Origin of the sequence: Microbacterium mcarthurae (assembly GCF_046064585.1) — a bacterium.
Taxonomy (GTDB): Bacteria; Actinomycetota; Actinomycetes; order Actinomycetales; family Microbacteriaceae; genus Microbacterium; species Microbacterium mcarthurae.
This window is the reverse complement of record NZ_JAROCE010000003.1, coordinates 327,514-347,773: the sequence shown is the minus strand read 5'-3', so window position 1 is coordinate 347,773 and position 20,260 is coordinate 327,514. Positions and strand designations below refer to the sequence as shown.

General features: G+C 70.7%; 22 protein-coding genes. 7 read left to right on the top strand and 15 right to left on the bottom strand.

What is annotated here, in order from left to right; translation table 11 throughout:
* Positions 1-5: 5 nt before the first annotated feature.
* Genes P5G46_RS11725 through P5G46_RS11710 form a run of 4 tightly spaced genes read left to right on the top strand, consistent with a single transcriptional unit; the run spans position 6 to position 3,532 of the window.
* Positions 6-986 carry a branched-chain amino acid ABC transporter permease gene (locus P5G46_RS11725; RefSeq protein ID WP_239274859.1) on the top strand — a complete coding sequence of 327 codons (981 nt, stop codon included), beginning with the start codon at positions 6-8 and terminating at the stop codon, positions 984-986.
* Positions 979-1,911: an ABC transporter ATP-binding protein gene (locus P5G46_RS11720; protein WP_239274858.1), complete on the top strand. Its 933-nt coding sequence runs from the start codon at positions 979-981 to the stop codon at positions 1,909-1,911. The genes P5G46_RS11725 and P5G46_RS11720 overlap by 8 nt, the downstream gene beginning before the upstream one ends.
* Complete coding sequence (locus tag P5G46_RS11715; RefSeq protein ID WP_239274857.1) at positions 1,911-2,693, top strand: ABC transporter ATP-binding protein; 783 nt, start codon at positions 1,911-1,913, stop codon at positions 2,691-2,693. Before P5G46_RS11720 ends, P5G46_RS11715 begins: the two co-directional genes overlap by 1 nt.
* Before the next feature lie 35 nt (positions 2,694-2,728).
* Complete coding sequence (locus P5G46_RS11710) at positions 2,729-3,532, top strand: hypothetical protein (RefSeq protein WP_408905751.1); 804 nt, start codon at positions 2,729-2,731, stop codon at positions 3,530-3,532.
* A gap of 144 nt (positions 3,533-3,676) precedes the next feature.
* Here P5G46_RS11710 and P5G46_RS11705 read toward each other — a convergent pair whose 3' ends face one another.
* The 3 genes from P5G46_RS11705 to groES all read right to left on the bottom strand — a co-directional run bounded on the left by P5G46_RS11705 (position 3,677) and on the right by groES (position 6,449).
* On the bottom strand, positions 3,677-4,960 hold the full coding sequence (locus tag P5G46_RS11705) for an ABC transporter substrate-binding protein (RefSeq protein ID WP_408905750.1): 1,284 nt from the start codon (positions 4,958-4,960) through the stop codon (positions 3,677-3,679).
* 137 nt (positions 4,961-5,097) lie between these two features.
* On the bottom strand, positions 5,098-6,036 hold the full coding sequence (rarD, locus tag P5G46_RS11700; RefSeq protein ID WP_408905749.1) for an EamA family transporter RarD: 939 nt from the start codon (positions 6,034-6,036) through the stop codon (positions 5,098-5,100).
* Between the two features lie 116 nt (positions 6,037-6,152).
* Entirely contained in the window at positions 6,153-6,449 is a 297-nt protein-coding gene (gene groES / locus P5G46_RS11695) for a co-chaperone GroES (protein ID WP_239274853.1), read from the bottom strand.
* Positions 6,450-6,580: 131 nt separating this feature from the next.
* Here groES and P5G46_RS11690 point away from each other — a divergent pair, with 131 nt between their 5' ends.
* Positions 6,581-7,771: a class I SAM-dependent methyltransferase gene (locus tag P5G46_RS11690; protein WP_408905748.1), complete on the top strand. Its 1,191-nt coding sequence runs from the start codon at positions 6,581-6,583 to the stop codon at positions 7,769-7,771.
* 6 nt (positions 7,772-7,777) lie between these two features.
* On the opposite strand, the gene P5G46_RS11685 is transcribed toward P5G46_RS11690, so the two are convergent.
* From P5G46_RS11685 to tsaB, 4 genes are read right to left on the bottom strand one after another with little or no spacing between them, the layout of a single operon-like run.
* Entirely contained in the window at positions 7,778-8,212 is a 435-nt protein-coding gene (locus P5G46_RS11685) for a hypothetical protein (protein WP_408905747.1), read from the bottom strand.
* The gene (gene tsaD, locus P5G46_RS11680) at positions 8,209-9,309 is read right to left on the bottom strand and encodes a tRNA (adenosine(37)-N6)-threonylcarbamoyltransferase complex transferase subunit TsaD (RefSeq protein WP_408905746.1); all 1,101 of its coding nucleotides are present in this window, start codon (positions 9,307-9,309) and stop codon (positions 8,209-8,211) included. The genes P5G46_RS11685 and tsaD overlap by 4 nt, the downstream gene beginning before the upstream one ends.
* Complete coding sequence (gene rimI / locus P5G46_RS11675) at positions 9,309-9,812, bottom strand: ribosomal protein S18-alanine N-acetyltransferase (RefSeq protein WP_408905745.1); 504 nt, start codon at positions 9,810-9,812, stop codon at positions 9,309-9,311. Before rimI ends, tsaD begins: the two co-directional genes overlap by 1 nt.
* Positions 9,809-10,444: a tRNA (adenosine(37)-N6)-threonylcarbamoyltransferase complex dimerization subunit type 1 TsaB gene (tsaB, locus tag P5G46_RS11670; protein ID WP_408905744.1), complete on the bottom strand. Its 636-nt coding sequence runs from the start codon at positions 10,442-10,444 to the stop codon at positions 9,809-9,811. Before tsaB ends, rimI begins: the two co-directional genes overlap by 4 nt.
* A 226-nt stretch (positions 10,445-10,670) precedes the next feature.
* Between tsaB and P5G46_RS11665 the strand changes: the two genes are divergently transcribed.
* Positions 10,671-11,588, top strand: a complete 918-nt coding sequence (locus P5G46_RS11665; protein ID WP_408905743.1) for an alpha/beta fold hydrolase — start codon at positions 10,671-10,673, stop codon at positions 11,586-11,588.
* Between the two features lie 3 nt (positions 11,589-11,591).
* Here the strand turns inward: P5G46_RS11665 and tsaE are convergent, their stop codons facing one another.
* From tsaE to coaA, 5 genes are all read right to left on the bottom strand, one after another.
* Entirely contained in the window at positions 11,592-12,095 is a 504-nt protein-coding gene (tsaE, locus tag P5G46_RS11660; RefSeq protein ID WP_239274847.1) for a tRNA (adenosine(37)-N6)-threonylcarbamoyltransferase complex ATPase subunit type 1 TsaE, read from the bottom strand.
* Positions 12,092-13,213, bottom strand: a complete 1,122-nt coding sequence (alr, locus tag P5G46_RS11655) for an alanine racemase (RefSeq protein WP_408905742.1) — start codon at positions 13,211-13,213, stop codon at positions 12,092-12,094. Before alr ends, tsaE begins: the two co-directional genes overlap by 4 nt.
* Positions 13,210-13,593, bottom strand: coding sequence for a holo-ACP synthase (locus P5G46_RS11650; RefSeq protein ID WP_239274845.1), 384 nt, complete (start codon positions 13,591-13,593; stop codon positions 13,210-13,212). Before P5G46_RS11650 ends, alr begins: the two co-directional genes overlap by 4 nt.
* Before the next feature lie 344 nt (positions 13,594-13,937).
* On the bottom strand, positions 13,938-15,788 hold the full coding sequence (gene glmS, locus P5G46_RS11645) for a glutamine--fructose-6-phosphate transaminase (isomerizing) (protein WP_239274844.1): 1,851 nt from the start codon (positions 15,786-15,788) through the stop codon (positions 13,938-13,940).
* 54 nt (positions 15,789-15,842) lie between these two features.
* Positions 15,843-16,796, bottom strand: coding sequence for a type I pantothenate kinase (gene coaA, locus P5G46_RS11640; RefSeq protein ID WP_239274843.1), 954 nt, complete (start codon positions 16,794-16,796; stop codon positions 15,843-15,845).
* 39 nt (positions 16,797-16,835) lie between these two features.
* On the opposite strand from coaA, the gene P5G46_RS11635 reads away from it, so the two are divergent.
* Positions 16,836-17,765: a Ppx/GppA phosphatase family protein gene (locus P5G46_RS11635; RefSeq protein WP_239274842.1), complete on the top strand. Its 930-nt coding sequence runs from the start codon at positions 16,836-16,838 to the stop codon at positions 17,763-17,765.
* Between the two features lie 68 nt (positions 17,766-17,833).
* Here P5G46_RS11635 and glmM read toward each other — a convergent pair whose 3' ends face one another.
* The 3 genes from glmM to rplM are packed head-to-tail and all read right to left on the bottom strand — an operon-like array spanning position 17,834 to position 20,145.
* Positions 17,834-19,189 (bottom strand): phosphoglucosamine mutase, encoded by a 1,356-nt coding sequence (gene glmM, locus P5G46_RS11630; RefSeq protein ID WP_408905740.1) that lies wholly within the window; start codon positions 19,187-19,189, stop codon positions 17,834-17,836.
* Between the two features lie 14 nt (positions 19,190-19,203).
* Positions 19,204-19,674, bottom strand: coding sequence for a 30S ribosomal protein S9 (gene rpsI, locus P5G46_RS11625; RefSeq protein WP_239274840.1), 471 nt, complete (start codon positions 19,672-19,674; stop codon positions 19,204-19,206).
* 24 nt (positions 19,675-19,698) lie between these two features.
* On the bottom strand, positions 19,699-20,145 hold the full coding sequence (gene rplM / locus P5G46_RS11620; RefSeq protein WP_022877308.1) for a 50S ribosomal protein L13: 447 nt from the start codon (positions 20,143-20,145) through the stop codon (positions 19,699-19,701).
* Positions 20,146-20,260 lie beyond the last annotated feature (115 nt).

Here is a 20,260-nt window from a genome sequence, read left to right as displayed (position 1 = left end):
ACGACATGGACTGGCTTTCGATTCTCAACAACGCCGCGGGCGAGCTCATCAGCCCGACCACCGCGGCCTACGCCCTCGCCGCGATCGGCCTGAGCGTCCACTTCGGCTACGCGGGCCTGCTCAACTTCGGTCAGGCGGGCTTCATGGCGGTGGGCGCCTACGCCTTCGCCATCGCGACGCTGTCGCTCTCGGCGCCCGTGTGGCTGGCGATCCTCATCGCGATCGTCGCCTCGGTGCTGTTCGCCTTCATCCTCGGCATCCCGACGCTCCGTCTCCGGGCGGACTACCTCGCCATCGTCACCATCGCCGCGGCCGAGATCGTGCGCTACGTGGTCTCGACCGTCGGGCTCACCGACATCACCGGCGGCTCGCAGGGCCTGAACGGCTACAACCGCGAGTTCCAGAGCCTGAACCCTCTGCCCGAGGGCACGTACGGCATCGGGCCGTGGACGTACTCCGCGAACGACTGGTGGGTCCGTCTGTTCGGGTGGGGTCTGGTGATCCTGGCGACGCTGCTGGTGTGGATCCTCATGCGCAGCCCGTGGGGCCGCGTCGTCAAGGGCATCCGTGAAGACGAGGATGCCGTGCGCAGCCTCGGCAAGAACGTGTACTCGTACAAGATGCAGGCGCTCGTGCTCGGCGGCGTCATGGGCGGCCTCGCGGGTGTGGTGTTCATCCTCCCCCGCGCCGTCCAGCCCGGAAACTACGGCACGGCCCTGACGTTCTTCATCTGGACCGCCCTCCTCCTCGGTGGCGCGGCCACCCTCCTCGGCCCGATCGTGGGCGCCGCGCTCTTCTGGGTGCTGCTGTCGCTGTCGAACGGCATCATCGTGGGACTGCGCGACATCGGCATCCTGGGCTTCATGAGCAGCACCCAGACCGGTCAGGTGCGCTTCATCCTCGTCGGGATCGGGCTGATGCTCCTGGTCATCTTCCGACCACAGGGCATCTTCGGCAACAAGAAGGAGCTGTCGTTCAATGTCTGACACGACCGTCACCCACCCCCTGGTGAAGGGCGAGGTCGGCCCCGGCTGCGCGAAGGTCGATCCGATCGTCGTCGCCGACGGTGTCACACGGCAGTTCGGTGGCCTCAAGGCCGTCGACGTCGAGCACCTCGAGATCCCCCGCGGGCAGATCACCGCTCTGATCGGCCCGAACGGCGCCGGCAAGACGACGCTGTTCAACCTGCTCACGGGCTTCGACAAGCCCAACACCGGCCGCTGGAGCTTCGAGGGCTCGAACCTCGCAGGAGTCCCCGCGTTCAAGGTGTCCCGCAAGGGCATGGTCCGCACGTTCCAGCTCACCAAGTCGCTCGGACGGCTGTCGGTGCTGCAGAACATGCTGCTCGGCGCCCGCGGGCAGAAGGGCGAGAACATCTTCCGCGCCATGATCCCGTCGATCTGGCGCGGGCAGGAGAAGTCGAACACCGAGCGTGCCGACGACCTGCTGCGCCGGTTCAAGCTGGATGCCAAGCGCGAGGACTTCGCGGCCTCGCTGTCCGGCGGTCAGCGGAAGCTCCTCGAGATGGCGCGCGCCCTCATGAGCGACCCGACGCTGGTGATGCTCGACGAGCCCATGGCCGGCGTCAACCCGGCGCTGACGCAGAGCCTCCTCGGTCACATCCTCGACCTCAAGAAGGAGGGGATGACGGTGCTCTTCGTCGAGCACGACATGCACATGGTCCGACACATCTCGGACTGGGTCGTCGTGATGGCCGAGGGTCGCGTCGTGGCCGAGGGGCCGCCCGAGACCGTGATGAGCGACCAGGCCGTCATCGACGCCTACCTCGGCGCTCACCACGACACCGACCTCGGCGACATGACGACCTCCCAGCTGGAGACGATCCAGGCCGAGGCCGCGGCCGAAGCCGAGGCCGAGCTCGCCGCCGATGAGAAGGACGGAAAGCTCTGATGACCGACACCGCCACCGCCACCCGCACCGCGGTGCTGCGCACCGACGACCTCGTCGCCGGCTACCTGCCGGGGGTCAACATCCTCAACGGCTGCACCGTGGATGCCTACCAGGGCGACCTCATTGGCATCATCGGTCCCAACGGGGCCGGGAAGTCGACGCTGCTCAAGGCCATCTTCGGACAGGTCAAGATCCGCGGCGGAGCCGTGCTGCTCAACGGTGAGGACATCACCGCGCTCAAGGCCGACAAGCTCGTCGGCAAGGGTGTGGGCATGGTCCCGCAGAACAACAACGTGTTCCCGAGCCTGTCGATCGAGGAGAACCTCCAGATGGGGCTCTTCCAGCGCCCCAAGGTCTTCTCCGAGCGGTTCGAGTTCGTGACGGGCCTCTTCCCCGAGCTCGCGAAGCGGCGGCGCCAGCGCGCCGGCTCGCTCTCGGGCGGCGAGCGGCAGATGGTCGCGATGGGGCGCGCGCTCATGATGGATCCGTCGGTTCTGCTGCTCGACGAGCCCTCGGCCGGCCTGTCGCCCGTGCGGCAGGATGAGACGTTCCTGCGCGTCGCCGAGATCAACCGCGCCGGCGTGACCATCATCATGGTCGAGCAGAACGCGCGACGGTGCCTGCAGATCTGCCACCGGGCGTACGTGCTCGACCAGGGGAAGGACGCCTACACCGGCACCGGACGAGAGCTGCTCACCGATCCCCGCGTCATCGAGCTGTACCTGGGCACCCTGGCGGCCGACGAGGACGCCAAGCGCGACGCACGGGAGACCGAAGCCTGACCCGCGGGCGTCCCGTGGGGGCGACGCTCACCCTCGTGGGTGTCGCCCTCGCGGGATGCTCCGCGGCTCCTCCGCCCGCACCCGAGGACCTCAGCGTTTCGGTGATCCAACAACGCGGCGACATCGCGCCCGGGCGCGTCCAGCTGCGCGTGGACAACGGCTCCGCGCAGGCCCTCACCGTCACCGGCGCCACCCTCACCTGGGCCGCGCTGTCGGCCCCCGCCGCCTGGGCCGCGGGGCGCGCCGAGACGATCGGCCCGGGCCGCGTCGTCGACCTGCCGGTTCCGCTCCCCGACCTCCGCTGTACACCCGACGGCGACACGGCTTCCGCGACGCTCGAGATCGAGACCGCCGACGGCGCGACGACCGCGGAGATCGCCGCCGATGACCCGCTCGGCATCCTGCCGCGCGTGAGCGCGGCGCAGTGCGACCGCGAAGCGGTGGCGGCCGTGGCCGAGATCGAAGCGAGCACGGTTTCTCCGCGCGGTGGTGGGGCGGCCGACCTGACACTCTCGATCACGCCCGCCCCCGCGGGGGCGGGCCGTGTCGACCTCGTCGCCGTGCGCGGGACGCCCCTGCTCCACTTCGTGCAGGGTGAAGAAGCGCCGCTCGGCACGACGATCTCCGCGGGCGATGCCCCGTCGACGATCACCGTCGCGGTGACGCCCCGTCGCTGCGACCCGCACGCGATCGCCGAGGACAAGGTCGGCACCCTGTTCGACCTCGTCACCCGCGTCGACGGCCGCGAGGTTGTCGTGTCGCTCCCGCGGTCGCAACCGGTCGCCGACGCGCTGCTGGCGTTCACCGCCGCCGCGTGCGGCCTCACGCCCTCCCCCTGACTCTTTCCCTCCTGCGCCCCTGTTCGCGCTCATCGCACGTCGAGACGGCCTTCCGCCGCCGACGGATGCGGATTCACGGTGCGGAACGAACGAACGAAGAGGGGCCCGGATGCCATGGCATCCGGGCCCCTCTCGACCGTCAGGTCACTCGTTCAGCGAGCCGAACTCCGTGTTGAGAAGGGTGTACTTGTTGTCGGCACCGTACTGGTAGATGCCGATGTACGCCTCGGTCGGGTCACCGTTCTCGTCGAACGTGATCGGGCCGGAGACACCGTCGTAGTCGACGTCGGTGCCCTCGTTGATCAGCGCGAGGCAGTCGGCGAAGGTGGTGCACTTCTCGCCGCCCTCGGTCACCGACTGCAGGTTGTCACGGATCGCCGTGCCCGAGTCGTCCTTGGCCTGCGCCGCGGCGAGCGCCGCGACGATCACGGCGTCGTACGACTCCGGCGCGTAGCTGAAGTCGGTGAGCGCCGGGTCGACCTCGAGGAGGCGGCTCTGGAACTCGGTGTCAGCCGGGTTGCCGGGGAGCGTTCCCTTGGCGCCCTCGAGCGTGCCCGCCTGGAACTCGTACGAGTTGGACAGGTTGCCGTCGACGAAGTAGACCTTCGAGCCCGGGTAGCCCTGGGTGTTCACCAGCTGCGGGATGATCGACGAGGTCTCCTCGAACGCGATCACCGCGATGGCGTCGGGCTGAGCGGCCAGGAGCTCGTCGACCTGCGACGTGAACACGGTGTCGCCCGGGTTGTAGGGAACCGCGACCGAGACCTCGCCGCCGGCGGCCTCGATGGCCGTCGTGGCGTTGTCCTTGAGGCCGATGCCGTACGGGTCGTTGATGTAGATGATGCCCACGTTGGCCGCACCGTCGCCGACCATGAGGTTACCGAGCACGCGACCCTGGAGCACGTCCGAGGGAGCGGTGCGCCAGTAGTAGCCGTCGTCGGCGTACGTCGTGAAGTCGGGCGAGGTGTTCGCCGGCGAGATCTGGACGATGCCCGCGTCGACCAGCTGGTCGACGAACGTGAACGACACACCCGAGGAGGCCGCGCCGATGACGACGTCGGCACCGGCGTCGACGAGCTCGGTGGCCGACTGCGTCGCGATGTCGGTCGTCGTGTCACCGGAGTCGCGCTCGGTGAGCTCGACGCTGAACGGGAACGCGTCGCCCGTGGCCTCGATGTCCTGGATCGCGAGCTTCACACCCGCGACCTCGGGCGGTCCGAGGAAGGCGAGGTTTCCGGTGGCGGGCAGGATGGTGCCGACGTGGAAGGTCCCGTCGGCCTCGGACACGGCGCCTCCGCCGGAGGATGCGCTGGGCGCGGCGGCGTCGCCGCCACCACCCGAGCAACCGGCGAGGACGAGCGCGCTGGCACCGACCAGGGCGAGACCGCCCAGGGCCTTGCCGGCACGCGTACGCGTGAAGACGCTCATAGTGCTCCTTGCTGTGAATGAACGTTCGGCGGCACAGCAGTGCCGCCTGGTGTCCTAAACCTAGTGGCCCCCACGTTTTCGCCGTGTTGCCGTTCGTTAACGATGTGCGTCGGCGAGGTCACGGCGCCATAACGCTCCTAGACGGGCTCGCTCACATCCGATATGGACGTGCGGCGACGTCGCGCCGCGACAAGAGAATCCACGCTGAGAACGACCAAGGCGAGCCACACCAACGCGAACCCGATCCAGCGCTCCACCGTCATCGGCTCGTTCAGCACCCAGACGCCGATGATGAACTGCAGAATGGGCGCAACGAACTGAATGAGGCCGAGCAGGCTGAGCGGTGCACGGCGGGCACCGGCCGCGAAAAGCAGCAGGGGGATCGCGGTGATCACACCGGCCGCGGCCAGGAGCGCCGTGTGCGCGATGCCGTGGCCCCCCATCGTCAGCCCCGTGGTGGCCGCGACGAGGACCAGCTGCACGGCGGCGACCGGGAGGAGCCAGAAGGACTCGAGCGTCAGACCACTGACGGCATCCACCGACGGACCGATCTGCTTCTTCACCAAGCCGTAGAACCCGAACGAGGTCGCCAGGGTCAACGCGATCCACGGGAAACTGCCGTAGCCCACCACGATGACCAGCACCGCGACCACCGACAGGCCGATGGCCACCCACTGCACCAGACGCAGTCGCTCGCGCAGCACGGTCACCCCGAGCAGCACTGTCACGATCGGGTTGATGAAGTACCCCAGGCTCGTCTCGATGACGTGGCCGGTGAGGGTGCCGATGAGGTAGGTCTGCCAGTTGACGTAGATCAGCACGCCCGCCAGCGCCGTCAGTCCGAGCAGACGCGGCTGGCGAAGGATCGTGAGGAAGGGCCCCCACGCACGCAGCACCGTCAGCAGCACGAGGCAGAAGACGAAGGACAGCGCGATACGCCAGGCGACGACCTCCCACGGACCGGTCGGCTCGAGCTGCAGAAAGTACAGCGGAAGGAAGCCCCAGAGCAGGTAGGCGGCGAAGGCGAACAGGCCGCCCCGCAGAGCTCCGGACGAGGAAGGTGGAGCAACGGTCACCTGCTCAGCCTAGGCCGGTACGGAGTCAGGGATCCCTCGGTGCGCGCGCCGCTGCCGCGGATGAAGAGAACCCCGGATGCCGAGGCATCCGGGGTTCTCGAGAAATCGCTGTGCGATCAGCGCACGACCACCGCGAGGACGTCGCGGGCCGAGAGCACCAGGTACTCGTCGGCGCCGAACTTGACCTCGGTGCCGCCGTACTTGCTGTACAGCACGCGGTCGCCGACGCTGACGTCGAGGGGGACACGGTTGCCGTTGTCGTCGATACGGCCGGGACCGACGGCGACGACCTCGCCCTCCTGCGGCTTCTCCTTGGCGGTGTCGGGGATGACGAGACCACTCGCGGTGGTCTGCTCAGCCTCGACCTGCTTGATGACGATGCGGTCCTCGAGCGGCTTGATGGAAACCGACACGGTCTACCTCTTCTTTCTCGTTACAGAAGACTCGTTAGCACCCACACCAGGAGAGTGCTAATCCGAGTGTAGAGAAGTGCTGGCACTCACGCAACGCGAGTGCCAGCACTTTCGCCACCTAGGCTGGCCCGGTGGAGATCGCCGAGCTGACCGCACTGCTCACGCCCGCGGGCCTGACCTTGCTCGACGAGGTGGGTCCACTGACGACCACCGACGAGGCCGCGCGCACGGTCTCCCGCCTGCGGGCCGCGGGCCACTCCCCGGATCTCGTCGCTGCGGTCGTCGGCCAGGCCCGTCTGCGCGTCCGGGCCACGGCGAAATTCGGCCCGTTCGCGGACCGCATGCTGTTCACCCGCGCGGGTCTCGAGCAGGCGACGCGGCTGTCGATCGCGGCGCGGCACGCAGGCCGCTTCCGGGCCGCGGGCATCACGACCGTGGCAGACCTGGGGTGCGGGGTCGGCGGAGACGCGCTCGGACTGGCGGGTCTCGGCATCCGGGTGCACGCGGTCGACGCCGACGAGGTGACCGCCGCGATCGCCGCCTACAACCTCGCACCCTTCGGCGATGTCGCCACCGTGACGCACGGGCGAGCGGAAGAGGCGGACCTGGGCGGAGTGGATGCCGTGTGGCTCGACCCCGCGCGACGCACCGGCGGCCACGCCGAAACGCGACGCGTGTCCTCGGATCAGTGGTCCCCCTCGCTGGAGTGGGTGTTCGCACTGCTGGAGCGCATGCCGGGCGGAGTGAAGCTCGGTCCGGCCTTCGACCGCGAGGCGATCCCGGACGGACTCGAGGCGCAGTGGATCAGCGCCGACGGGTCGACGATCGAGCTCGTGCTGTGGTCGGGGAGGCTCGCCCGCGATGGTGTGCGACGGGCGGCCCTCGTCGTGCGCGGCGACGACGCCTGGGAGCTGACCGCACCCGCCGATGCACCCGACGCCGAGCCCCACGCGCTGGGCGCGTTCGTGCACGAGCCGGACGGCGCCGTGATCCGCGCCCGCCTCATCGGCGAGGTGGCGCGCTCCCTCGAGGCGGGAATGCTGGCTCCGGGCATCGCGTACCTCACCTCCGACGCGCCCCTCACGAGCCCCTTCGTCTCATCGTTCCGCGTGCGCGAAGAGCTCCCGGCAGACACCAAGAAGCTGTCCCGAGCGCTCCGCGAAAGGGGCATCGGAACGCTGGAGATCAAGAAGCGCGGGGTGGACGTCGATCCCGCGGCGCTGCGCACCCGACTGTCGCTGCGCGGTGATGCGTCCGCAACGCTCATCCTCACCCGCGTCGAGGGTCGTCGCGTCGCGCTCCTGGCCGACCGCGTGGGATGACGCGAATCAGACCGTCGAGAGCTGCGGCAGCGCCCAGAACAGCCAGCCGGCGCTGAAGACGATCGAGACGACGGAAAGGCCGAGGGCCCACGAGGCGACACGGCGACTGTCGTGCGCGCGTCGCAACGAGATGATCGACATGACCAGCCCGATGACGCCGAGAGGGAGCAGCACGCCGACGAACAGCGAGACCACCAGCGCGATGATCGCCACAACCAGAGCCCACGGTGCGACCGAGGGCGGGACGACGGGCGCCGGCGGACTCCACGGCAGGACGTGCTCACCGAACGCGGCCCGCTCCAACTGGGCGGTGGGCAGCCGTTCGTCGTCCATCGCGTCGCCGGCGGCGAGCTGTTCCGCCACCGTGGGTGCGGCGGCCGGTGCCTCGGCGTTCGTCGCCAGCTTGCGCGCACGGCGGCTGGGCGGCGGTGACGCGCTCACCGAGAGGCCCCGACCGGATCGGCGGGCCGGGAGGCATCCGGATCTTCGGCGACCTGGATCTCGGTCACCGGCAGGGTGGAGTCCGCCCCGAACGCGAGCGTGGACGGGCGGCGCCCCGAAGAGATGAGTTCCGCGGCGAGTGCGGCGATCATCGCACCGTTGTCGGTGCAGAGCCGCAGCGGGGGGATGCGCACCGCGACACCCGCGGCCGCCGCGCGTTCCAGAGCGACATCGCGCAGACGCTTGTTGGCGATCACGCCGCCGCCGAGCAGCAGGCGCGGCACACCGAAGCGGTCGCACGCATCCAGCGCCTTCGTCACGAGCACGTCGACCACCGCCTCACGGAACGACGCCGCGACGTCGGCCACGGGGACCGGCTCTCCCGCGGCCTCGTGCTGCTCGACCCAGCGCGCCACGGCCGTCTTGAGACCGGAGAACGAGAAGTCGTAGCGGTGGGATGCCATGTCGGAGGCCCGCGACAGCCCGCGGGGGAAACGGATCGCGGTGGGATCGCCCGTCGCGGCGGCGCGATCGATCTCGGGGCCGCCGGGGTACGGCAGCTTCAGGAGGCGCGCGACCTTGTCGAACGCTTCGCCCGCCGCGTCATCCATGGTCTCGCCCAGGAGTTCGACGTCGCTGGTGAGGTCGCGGACGAGCAGCAGCGACGTGTGTCCGCCGCTCACGAGGAGGGCGACGGTCGGGTACTCGATCTCGCCCGCGTCGGCGTCGAGGATGTCGGCGGCGATGTGTCCGACGAGATGGTTCACGGCATACAGCGGCTTGTCGAGCGCGACGGCGAGCCCCTTCGCCGCGCCGACGCCCACCATGAGCGCCCCGGCCAGCCCCGGGCCGCTGGTGACGGCCACGGCGTCGATCTCGGCGAGGGTCACGCCGGCTTCGGCGAGCGCCGCATCGATCGAGGGCTGCAGCGCCTCGAGGTGCGCGCGGGCGGCGACCTCCGGCACGACACCGCCGTAGCGCGCGTGCTCGTCCATGCTGGAGGCGATCGTGTTGCTCAGCAGCTGCCGACCGCGGACGATCCCGATGCCGGTCTCGTCGCAGCTGGTCTCGATGCCGAGCACGAGGGGCGCGTTCATCAGCACCATCCCTTCCCGGTGGTCTCCGCGTCGTCCGGAATGCGCCGCGCGGCCCACCCCCGCAGATCGAGCTGCATGACGATCGCGTCGACGTCGTCCGGCTGGTAGTAGCGCGGACGGCGACCCACCTCGGCGAATCCTTCCGAGGCGTACAACGACTGCGCGACGGGGTTGTCGGCGCGCACCTCGAGGAAGACGTCGTGCACCCCGCGGCGCGCGGCCTCCTCGAGGAGCTCGGTCAGCAGCGCGCGCCCGCGCCCGCGGCCGCGCGCGGTCTCGGCGATCGTGATCGTCTGGATGTCGGCATCCTTCGCCCCGCGCACCGCGCGCAGCCCCGCGTAGCCGAGGAGCCGGCCGGCCTCTTCGACGACGACGTACCACCCGTGCGGCGAGGCCAGCTCTTCGCGCATCATCGCCGGGCTCCACGCGTCGGTCGGAAACGACGCGTGCTCGAGCGCCATGATCGCGTCAAGGTCGGACGGGGTCGCGGCGCGGGTGCTCACGCGCTCACCCGCTTGGGGGCGTGCGCGGCCACGACGTCGGGGCTGCGCAGGTACAACGGTTCGGGACCGGCGAGCTCGCGGCCCGCGTCGAGCGCGCGCGCCGCGGCGAGGGCGATCATCGCCGCCGAGACGCTCGTCGCGTCGTATCGCGCGGCTCCGGCCTCGGCCAGACGCGCATCGAGCTCGTCGCGGGGGCTGAGCGTGGCATCCCCGACCCGGATCGGGAGCCCGTCGTCGTCGATGCCGTCGTAGACGCTGTAGGCGAACTCTCTGCGGCGGGCGTCGGTGACGACGGCGAAGCGCGGCGTTTCGGTGCCGGTGAGCGCGTCGGCGAGCAGGACCCCGAGGGCGACGCCGTCGTGACTGGGCACCGGCACGACCGGGATGCCGCGACCGAGGGCGAACGCGCGGGCCGTCGCGATGCCGACGCGAAGCCCCGTGAACGGCCCGGGCCCCATGCCGATGGCGACGTGCGTCGGCTCGGGTGCGGCCGCGACGGCGCGCGCGAGCAGATCGCCGATGACCTCGGCATGCCCGAGCGGGTTGGCGCTCTGCTCGTCGGCGGCGATCTCGCCGTCGCGGGCGATCGCCGCCACCGCGGTGCCGAGGGAGGTGTCGATGCCGATGATCACGGTTCCAGGGTATCCGCGGCGCTCGACCCGGATGCCGCGGCGTCTCGACGCGCGGTGCCGCGGCCCCGCTCGGACGGTTCTGGCCACCCGCCGGGGGCGCTCTCCGACCACCGCCGCGCACAACTCCTGCAGAAGGCGCCGCGGCGGCGCTGCAGCGGGCGCCGTGTCGCCGAACTGCCGGAGCTGTGCGGGCATCCGGTCACGGCCTCGGCTCCGAAGTACAGACGTGGAAAGACAGCTGCGCCGACTGGTGGTACCGACCGCCGTAGGACCGGTCGTCGCGCACGCCGGGCGGCGCTCCGCGAGCGCCGTCGCCACGGTGCTGCTGCACGGCGCCGCCGGATCGTGGACGACATGGATGCCACTGCTCGGCGCGGCCGATCGGCTCGGCATCCCGCTCGACGACGTCATCGCGATCGATCTGCCCGGCTGGGGCGAGTCGCCCGGGCCCGCGCCGTCGCCTGCCGCGGCAGCAGAGGCGGTCGTCGCCGTCGCCCGCGCGCTCGGCTACCCGCGCTGGCGCGTCGTCGGCCACTCGCTGGGGGCCGTCGTCGCCCTGGACGTCGCCGCGCACTCTCCCGCCCAGACCGTGGCCGTCGGCCTCGTCTCCCCCACCGGCGCCGCGGTCCGCGCGGTCATGCGCCGCCCCCTGTCCGGGTCGGTACGGCTCCCCGCGTTCGCGGGCATGGTGGTGGCGATGGCCACTCTCCGCGCCCTCGGCCCGATTGCGCGCCCGCTCCTGCGAGGACTCCGCCGCACCGGAACGCTTCGCGTGCTCGCTCGTCCGCTGTTCCGGCATCCGGACCGCCTCGATCCGGCCATCTCGAACGCGCTGGCCGAGGAGATTCGGCCCGCCGCCTTCCTCAGCGCAGCCCGCGCCGCCCGCACGCACGACGACGACGCCTGGCGCCGCATCACGGCCCCGGTGCGCGCCGTCCGCGGGCGCCACGACGTCTTCGCCGGTCGCCACGACGCCCGCGACGCGCGGCGCCGCATCCCCGGCTACCGCGAGACCGTGCTGGAAGACAGCGGCCACTTCGCGCACGTCGAGCAGGCGTACGAGACGTTGCGGGGGCTGCGCGACGTCTGGACCGCGGAACCCGACCGCCGGGCCACGACGCGGCACGGGCTGCAGCCGACCTGAGGCTCACGGCCTCCGCGAGATGGTCACCGTCCGGGGCGCGTCGGCATCCAGGTCGAGGGTGTGCGGGGCGGTCTCGCCGCACGCGTTGTCGACGCCGCGTCCGCCGGTCTGACGCGAGATCTCGATCTCCCACCACGCGTCGGCGAGATGATCGGCGACACCGCGCCCCCACTCGACGATGACGACGGAGCGCTCCACGTCGATGTCGAGGTCGTCGAGCTCGACCGCGGCCCCGAGCCGATAGGCATCCACGTGCACGAGGGGTGCGCCGCCGACGAGCGAGGGGTGCGTTCGCGCGATCACGAACGTCGGACTCTGGACCGGACCCCGGATGCCGAGCCCCTCGCCGATCCCGCGCGTGAGGGTCGTCTTGCCGGCGCCGAGCGGACCGGTGAGCACGACCACGTCGCCCGGCGCAAGAGCGCGACCGAGCGCGCGCCCCAGTTCCTCCATGTCGGCGGGGCCCGCGACCTCGCGCTCGCCCAGCAGTTCGTCGGGAACGCTCACGCGCCCACCTCCCGTCGCGGCACGCGCGCACCCACGCGCGTCACGATCTCGTAGTCGATGGTGTCGGCGGCATCCGCCCAGTCCCGGGCCGACGGCACCCCGAGCGTCGGGTCGCCGAACAGCACGGCCTCGTCGCCGACGGCGACGGGGTGGTCGCCGACGTCGACGACGAACTGGTCCATCGCGATGCGCCCGGCCACGGTGAAGCGACGACCGTTGATCGTCACGGGGCCGCGGCCCGACGCCTGCCGCGGCACTCCGTCGGCGTACCCGAGGGGCACGAGGGCCAGCGTGGTGGCGCTGTCGGTGCGGTACGTGTAGCCGTACGACACGCCGGTTCCGGCGGGCACGCGCCGCACCGCCGCGACCGCGCCGCGCAGCGTCATGGCGGGGCGCAGCCCCAGGTCGGCCGAGCTGCGGTCGGCGAACGGAGAGACACCGTAGATGCCGATGCCGATGCGCACGCAGTTCAACCGCGCCTCGGGCAGGTCGATGGCGGCGTGGGTCGCGGCGATGTGGCGTAGCGGCGGGTTCAGCCCGGCGGCGGCGGCGAGCACGACCCCCTCCTGGAACCTCGCCAGCGCCGCGCGGTCGTCGGCATCGCTGGTGTTGGACAGATGCGAGAACAGCCCGACGACGCGCACGCGCCCGATCCGCTCGAGGCGAGCGGCCTCCGAGAACACCACGCGCCAGTCCACGGGAGCTATGCCGTTGCGCGAGAGACCGGTCTCGATCTTCAGGTGCACCGCGGCGGGGCGATTCCCCTGGGCCGCCTCCCCCGCGCGCAGCAACTGGTCGATGTCCGAGATGCCGAGCTCGACGTCCTCCCGCACGGCCTCGACGAACGAGGCGCCGGGCGCGTGCAGCCACGCGAACAGCGGCGCGCGAATCCCCCGGCGCCGCAGGGCCAGGGCCTCATCGATGTCGGAGACGCCGATGCGCGTCGCCCCGCCGCGCAGGGCCGCGACCGCGGCGCGGTGCGCGCCGTGCCCGTACCCCTCGGCCTTGACCACCGCGATGACCTCGACGCCGGTCAACCGACGCAGGTGGCGCACGTTCTCGGCGATCGCGTCGACGTCGATCAGCGCTTCGCGCAGGACTCCGGATGCCATCCTCATGCGACGCCCTCCCGGGTCGGTTCAGCGGGCCCGGCCTCCGCGATGACGTATGCGGTGGCGAGCGTCGCGTCGTGCGACATCGACAGGTGCAGAGCCGTGACGCCGCGCGCCGCGACGGTGGCCGCGGTCTCGCCGGTGAGCGTGAAGGTGGGGCGGCCCGACGGCTCGGGCGTCACTTCGATGTCGGTCCAGTAAACGCCGTCCGAGCCGCCGAGGGCTTTGATCAGCGCCTCTTTCGCGGCGTACCGGGCAGCCAGGGAGCGGGGCTTGAGCACGCGCTCGGCCGGGGCGAACAGCCGCTCGAGGAGGCGGGGGGTCCGCGCGAGCTGCTGCTCGAAGCGCGGCACGTCGACCAGGTCGACGCCGATTCCGACGATCATGCGCCCTCCCCTCCTGGCATCCTGTCCATTCTGCCGTGACGACGGCGTCGAACGCCCCGCCGCCCCACCGGCACAACTCCGGCGGGTCCCGCCGACGTGGCCCGTTCGGCGAGCCGCCACGCGCCTCCGCCGGAGTTGTGCAGGCGTCCCGGCGCCTCCCGACGCGCGGCAGCAGGCTGCCCAGCAGGCGCCCCGGCGCCTCCCGACGCGCGGCAGAACTCCTGCGCCATCGCCCCGGAAGGCCACCGCGGCGGCGTCGCGGGGCGATCCTGCAGGAGTTGTGCAGGGCAGGAACGAAGTAGGGGCCGGATGCCAGTGGCATCCGGCCCCGAAAAGGTTCGGCCTTACTCCACCGTCACCGACTTCGCGAGATTGCGGGGCTGGTCGACGTCGAGGCCCTTGGCCTCGGCAAGACCCATGGCGAAGATGTGCAGCGGAACGACGGCCAGGAGCGGCTCGAACAGCGGGGCGGCCAGCGGAATGCGCAGCACCTCGTCAGCGGCTGGGAGCACCGCGACGTCGCCCTCTTCGGCGATCGCGATGACGCGGGCGCCACGGGCACGGATCTCCTCGATGTTCGAGACGACCTTCTTGTGCATCTCGCCCGACCCCCGCGGCGACGGCACGACGACGAACACGGGCTGGCCGGGCTCGATGAGGGCGATGGGGCCGTGCTTGAGCTCGCCGGCGGCGAAGCCCTCGGCGTGGATGTACGCGAGCTCCTTGAGCTTGAGTGCGCCCTCGAGCGCGATCGGGTAACCCACGTTGCGGCCGAGGAACAGCACCGACCGGGTGTCGGCCATCCAATGGGCCAGCTGCTCGATGCGGCCCTGCTCGGTCTCGAGCACGCGGGCGATCTTGCCCGGGATGGCCTCGAGCTCGGTCACGGCATCGACCGCGGCGACCGGGTCGATGGCCCCGCGTACGCGACCGACGTGCAGTGCGAGCAGGTACAGCGCGGTGATCTGCGCGACGAACGCCTTGGTCGAGGCGACGGCGACCTCCGGGCCGGCGTGCGTGTACACGATGGCATCCGACTCACGCGGAATCGTGGCGCCCTGGGTGTTGCAGATCGACAGCGTCTTGGCGCCGCGCGACCGCGCGTACTTCACGGCCATGAGCGTGTCCATCGTCTCGCCCGACTGGCTGATCGAGACGACGAGCGTGCGCGGCGACAGGACGGGGTCACGGTAGCGGAACTCGTGTGCGAGCTCGACGTCGACGGGCACGCGCGTCCAGGTCTCGAGCGCGTACTTCCCGACCATGCCGGCGTAGGCGGCGGTGCCGCACGCGATGACGAGGATGCGGTCGATGTCGGCGAGGAACTCGTCCATGCCGTCCAGCTCGGGGATCTCGACACGGCCCTCGTGGATGCGGCCACGGACGGTGTTGGCGACGGCTTCGGGCTCTTCCGAGACCTCCTTCGCCATGAACGACGACCAGCCGCCCTTCTCGGCCGCCGACGCGTCCCACGTGACCTCGAAGGCCTCGACCTCGACCGGCGCGCCGGAGAAGTCGGTGACTTCGACGCCCTCGGGCGTGATCGCGACGATCTCGTCCTGCCCGATCGCGAGCGCCTTGCGCGTGTGCTCCACGAACGCGGCGACATCGGAGCCGAGGAAGTTCTCACCCTCGCCCAGGCCGATGACCAGCGGCGAGTTGCGGCGGGCGCCCACGACGAGGCCCGGGTGATCCTTGTGCATGGCCAGCAGCGTGTAGGCGCCCTCGAGGCGCGACACGACGGCCCGGAACGCCGACACCAGGTCACCCGTGCGGCTGTACTCGCGACCGATCATCGCCGCGGCCACCTCGGTGTCGGTCTCGCTGCGGAAGGTCACGCCCTCGCCGATCAGCTCGCTCTTGAGTTCGGCGAAGTTCTCGATGATGCCGTTGTGGATGACGGCGAGCTTGTCGTCGTCGGCGAGGTGCGGGTGCGCGTTCGCGTCGGTCGGGCCACCGTGCGTCGCCCAGCGCGTGTGCCCGATACCGGTGGTGCCGTCGGCCAGAGGGGTGGATGCCAAGTCGTCACGCAGCACGGCAAGCTTGCCGGCGCGCTTGCGCATACCGAGGCCCCCGTCGCCGTCGATCACGGCGATGCCGGCGGAGTCGTACCCCCGGTATTCGAGTCGCGACAGACCCGACAGGAGGATGTCCTGGCTCTGCCGAGGACCCACGTATCCGATGATTCCGCACATAGCCTCCGAGTCTACGGGGCCGTGCCTGGGGAAACCCGCCGCGGGCGGCGCCGCTCAGAGCTTGCGCAGCAGGACCGACTCGACCGTGTGGTCGGCACCTTTCTGGAGCACCAGCTTGGCCCGGTGCCGCGTCGGCAGCACGTTCTCCTCGAGGTTCGGCAGGTTGATCTCGCGCCAGAACCTCAGCGCACGCTGCACCGCCTCCTCGTCGCTGATGTCAGCGAAGACGCGGAAGAACGAGGTCGGGTTCGTGAAGGCGTTGTCGCGCAGAGCGAGGAAGCGGTCGACATACCAGCGTTCGATGTGCGCGGCGTCGGCGTCGACGTAGATCGAGAAGTCGAACAGGTCGCTGACCGCGACGTCGTTCGGGGTCGGGGGCGGTTGCAGCACGTTGAGGCCCTCGACGATCACGACGTCGGGACGGCGCACGGTGACGTGCGCGTCGGGCATGATGTCGTACCGCACGTGCGAGTAGAAGGGCGCGCGCACCTCTTCCGCGCCGGATTTGACCTCGCTGAGGAACTCCACCAGAGCGCGTCGGTCGTACGACTCGGGAAAGCCCTTGCGATCCATGAGTCCCCGGCGCTCGAGCTCGGCGTTGGGGTACAGGAAACCGTCGGTGGTGACCAGTTCCACCCGGGGGGTGTCGGGCCACCGGCTCATGAGTTCGCGCAGCAGCCGCGCGATCGTGGACTTGCCCACGGCGACCGACCCCGCCACCCCGATGACGAAGGGGGTCGTGGCATCCGGCTCGCCCAAGAACTCGCTCGTGTCGGCGCCCAGGCGGCGGGTGGCGCGGGCGTAAAGGCTGAGCAGCCGGCTGAGCGGCAGGTACACCTCGGCGACCTCGCGCAGGTCGAGACGGTCGCCGATGCCGCGCAACTGCACGACTTCGGTCTCGGTGAGCGGCTGCTGGATGCCGCCGGACAGGCGGGCCCACTCGGCGCGGTCGATCTGGCGGTAAGGGCTCAGCGACGGTGCGGGAGCGGCGGTCTCGGCGGCGGACACCCGCCCATGCTACCCGCGGGCCCGCAGTACGCTCGGAGCGTGCGACTCGGGGTACTCGACATCGGTTCCAACACTGTCCACCTGCTGGTCGCGAACGCGCGCGCCGGCGGCCGCCCGACGGCGACGACGTCGCACCGGTCGGTCCTGCGGCTCATGCGCTACCTCGAACCCGACGGCTCGATCTCGGCCGAGGGTGTGCGGGGGCTCGTGGATGCCGTGACACAGGCGTGCGAGAGGGCGCGCGCCGAGGGCGTCGACGAGCTGCTCGCCACGGCGACTTCCGCCGTGCGGGAGGCGACCAACGGCGAAGAGGTCATCGCGCGGATCGAGGAGGTGCTCGGACAACCCCTGCAGGTGCTGGGCGGCGAGACCGAGGCGCGGTACACCTTCCTCGCCGTTCGCCGGTGGTTCGGGTGGTCGGCGGGGCAGATCCTGCTGTTCGACATCGGCGGCGGGTCGCTGGAGATCGCCGGCGGCGCCGACGAGCTGCCCGACCTGGCGGAGTCGGTGCCGCTGGGCGCGGGACGCTCCACGGTGCGGTTCCTCCCCCACGATCCGCCGAGTGAGGACGAGATCGACGCGCTGCGTCGGCACGCGGCATCCGTTCTCGCTCCCGTCGCCGAGCGCTTCTCGGCTCTGCCGCGTCCTGATCACGTCATCGGCTCGTCGAAGGCCATCCGTTCGCTGGCGAAGCTCGCCGGGTACCCCGTCCCCGGATGGTCGGGGATCGATCGGATGGTGCTGCCGCGAAAAGAGCTGAAGGACTGGATCCCGCGCCTCGCCCGCATCCCCGCGGACGCGCGCGAGGCGCTGCCGGGGATCACCGCCGACCGCACGTTCCAGATCGTCGCCGCGGCGATCGTGATCGAGCGCGCGATGAAGGCGATGGACGTCGACGAGCTCGAGGTCTCGCCGTGGGCCCTTCGCGAGGGCGTGCTGCTGCGCTACATCGAGTCGCTGCAGTACTGACCCGCGTGAGTCGCCAAGATTTGTCGCCGCGGGGCACCCGCAGGCGACAAATCTTGGCGACTCACGCCCTAGAGGGACAGGCGCTCGCGGACCACCTCGGCGAGGCGATCGGCGTGAGCGCGCGCGACGTCCTCGGACGCCGCCTCGACCATGACACGCACGAGCGGCTCGGTGCCCGACGCGCGCAACAGCACGCGGCCGGAATCGCCGAGGTCGGCCGCTGCCGAGCGGACGGCCTCTTGCACGACCTCGTCGGACACGCGCTCGCGGTCGACGCCGCGGACGTTGACGAGGATCTGGGGGTACACCGTCATGATCGACGCGAGCTCGGCCATGGTCTTGTTCTGACGTGCCATCTCGGCGACGATGTGGAGTCCCGTGAGCAGCCCGTCGCCGGTCGTGGCGAACTCGCTCATGATGACGTGCCCCGACTGCTCGCCGCCGAGGGAGTATCCGCCCTCGTTCATCGCCTCGAGCACGTAGCGGTCGCCCACCGCCGTCTGCGTGACCTGGATGCCGTGCTCGGCCATCGCACGATGCAGACCGAGGTTGCTCATGACCGTCGCAACGAGGGTGTCGTGCGCGAGCGCCCCGCGTTCCTTCATCGCCACGGCGAGGATCGCCATGATCTGGTCGCCGTCGACGACGTTGCCCTGTGCATCGACGGCGAGGCACCGGTCGGCGTCACCGTCGTGGGCGATACCCACGTCGGCCCCGAGCCGGACGACCGCCTCGGCGAGCACGTCGAGGTGGGTCGAGCCGACGCCGTCGTTGATGTTAAGGCCGTCGGGTTCGGCGCCGATGACCGTCACTGTCGCCCCGGCGTCGCGGAACGTCTCGGGCGACACACCCGCGGCCGCCCCGTGGGCACAGTCGAGGACGACATGGATGCCATCGAGCCGGTGCGGTAGCGAACCGAGAAGGTGCACGACGTAGCGGTCTTCCGCGTCGGCGAAACGGCGGATGCGGCCCACGCCGGCGCCGGTGGGCTGCAGTCGGTCCCATTCGAGTGCGCGCTCGATGCGCTGCTCGACGATGTCAGGGAGCTTCGTGCCGCCGCGCGCGAAGATCTTGATCCCGTTGTCGGGTGCGGGGTTGTGCGAGGCCGAAACCATCACCCCGAAGTCGGCGTCGCGGTCGGCGATGAGGAATGCCGTCGCGGGGGTGGGGATCACGCCCGCGTCGAACACGTCGACTCCCGACGAGGCCAGGCCCGCGGCGACCGCGGCCGAGAGGAATTCCCCCGACACACGCGGGTCGCGCGCGACGACGGCGGTGAGTCGACGGCCTTTGGCCTTGCGCGCCTCCGCCGAACGGCCCTGGCCCAGGACGACCGCGGTCGCCTGGGCCAGGTGCAGCGCGAGTTCGGCGGTGAGGAGGCCGTTGGCCAGCCCCCGCACCCCGTCCGTGCCGAAAAGAGGCATCCGGAACGTCGAACTCAGCGCTTGGAGTACTGAGGCGCCTTGCGGGCCTTCTTGAGACCGGCCTTCTTGCGCTCCTTGACGCGAGCGTCGCGCGAAAGGAAGCCGGCCTTCTTCAGACCCGGGCGGTTGTTCTCGGCGTCGATCTCGTTGAGCGCACGGGCGATGCCCAGGCGCAGCGCGCCGGCCTGGCCCGAGGGGCCGCCACCGGAGATGCGGGCGATCACGTCGTAGGAGCCGGCGAGCTCGAGGACCGTGAACGGGTCGTTGATGAGCTGCTGGTGGAGCTTGTTCGGGAAGTAGTCCTCGATCGTGCGGCCGTTAACCGTGATCGTGCCGGAGCCGGGGACCAGGCGCACGCGGGCGATGGCCTGCTTGCGACGGCCGACGGCTGCGCCGGGGACCGAGAGAACGGGGCGCTCGGCCGCGACGACGGACTGCTCGGCCGGCGTCTCGGTGCTGTAGTTGCTGGAGTCGATGTTCGACACTGTTTCGTCCTTATCCGGCGGCGCTTACTGGGCGACCTGGTCGAAGGTGTACGCGGTGGGCTGCTGGGCACCGTGGGGGTGCTCGGCGCCGCGGTAGACCTTGAGCTTCTTGAGCTGCGCCGCGCCGAGGCTGTTCTTGGGCAGCATGCCGCGGACAGCCTTCTCGACCGCGCGGACGGGGTTCTTCTCGAGGAGTTCCTCGTAGCTGACGGCCTTGAGGCCACCCGGGTAGCCCGAGTGACGGTAGGCCATCTTCTTCTGGAGCTTCTGGCCCGTGAGCGCGACCTTGTCGGCGTTGATCACGATGACGAAGTCACCCGAGTCGATGTGGTTGGCGAAGGTCGCCTTGTGCTTGCCGCGGAGAAGGGCCGCCGCGTGCGAGGCGAGGCGACCGAGGACGACGTCGGTGGCGTCGATAACGACCCACTCGCGCGTGACCTCTGCGGCCTTGGGGGTGAAAGTGCGCGTCACAGTAGTGCTGCTTTCTTGTTCGAACGGAGGAGTTCGTGAATCCCGCTCCGGTGGTCGGTTCCCCGGTCGATGACCGGGCAACGGGGCCGGTGGAGGGCTCACGTTCGGGTGACCT

Excerpts from the sequence above, each read along its gene's own strand:
- P5G46_RS11725 (WP_239274859.1), top strand. The coding sequence starts at position 6 with ATGGACTGGCTTTCGATTCTCAACAACGCCGCGGGCGAGCTCATCAGC.
- P5G46_RS11720 (WP_239274858.1), top strand. The coding sequence starts at position 979 with ATGTCTGACACGACCGTCACCCACCCCCTGGTGAAGGGCGAGGTCGGC.
- P5G46_RS11715 (WP_239274857.1), top strand. The coding sequence starts at position 1,911 with ATGACCGACACCGCCACCGCCACCCGCACCGCGGTGCTGCGCACCGAC.
- P5G46_RS11705 (WP_408905750.1), bottom strand. The coding sequence starts at position 4,960 with ATGAGCGTCTTCACGCGTACGCGTGCCGGCAAGGCCCTGGGCGGTCTC.
- tsaD (WP_408905746.1), bottom strand. The coding sequence starts at position 9,309 with ATGAACGCGCCCCTCGTGCTCGGCATCGAGACCAGCTGCGACGAGACC.
- alr (WP_408905742.1), bottom strand. The coding sequence starts at position 13,213 with ATGAGGATGGCATCCGGAGTCCTGCGCGAAGCGCTGATCGACGTCGAC.
- P5G46_RS11650 (WP_239274845.1), bottom strand. The coding sequence starts at position 13,593 with ATGATCGTCGGAATCGGCGTCGACCTGGTCGACGTGCCGCGCTTCGAG.
- glmS (WP_239274844.1), bottom strand. The coding sequence starts at position 15,788 with ATGTGCGGAATCATCGGATACGTGGGTCCTCGGCAGAGCCAGGACATC.
- glmM (WP_408905740.1), bottom strand. The coding sequence starts at position 19,189 with ATGCCTCTTTTCGGCACGGACGGGGTGCGGGGGCTGGCCAACGGCCTC.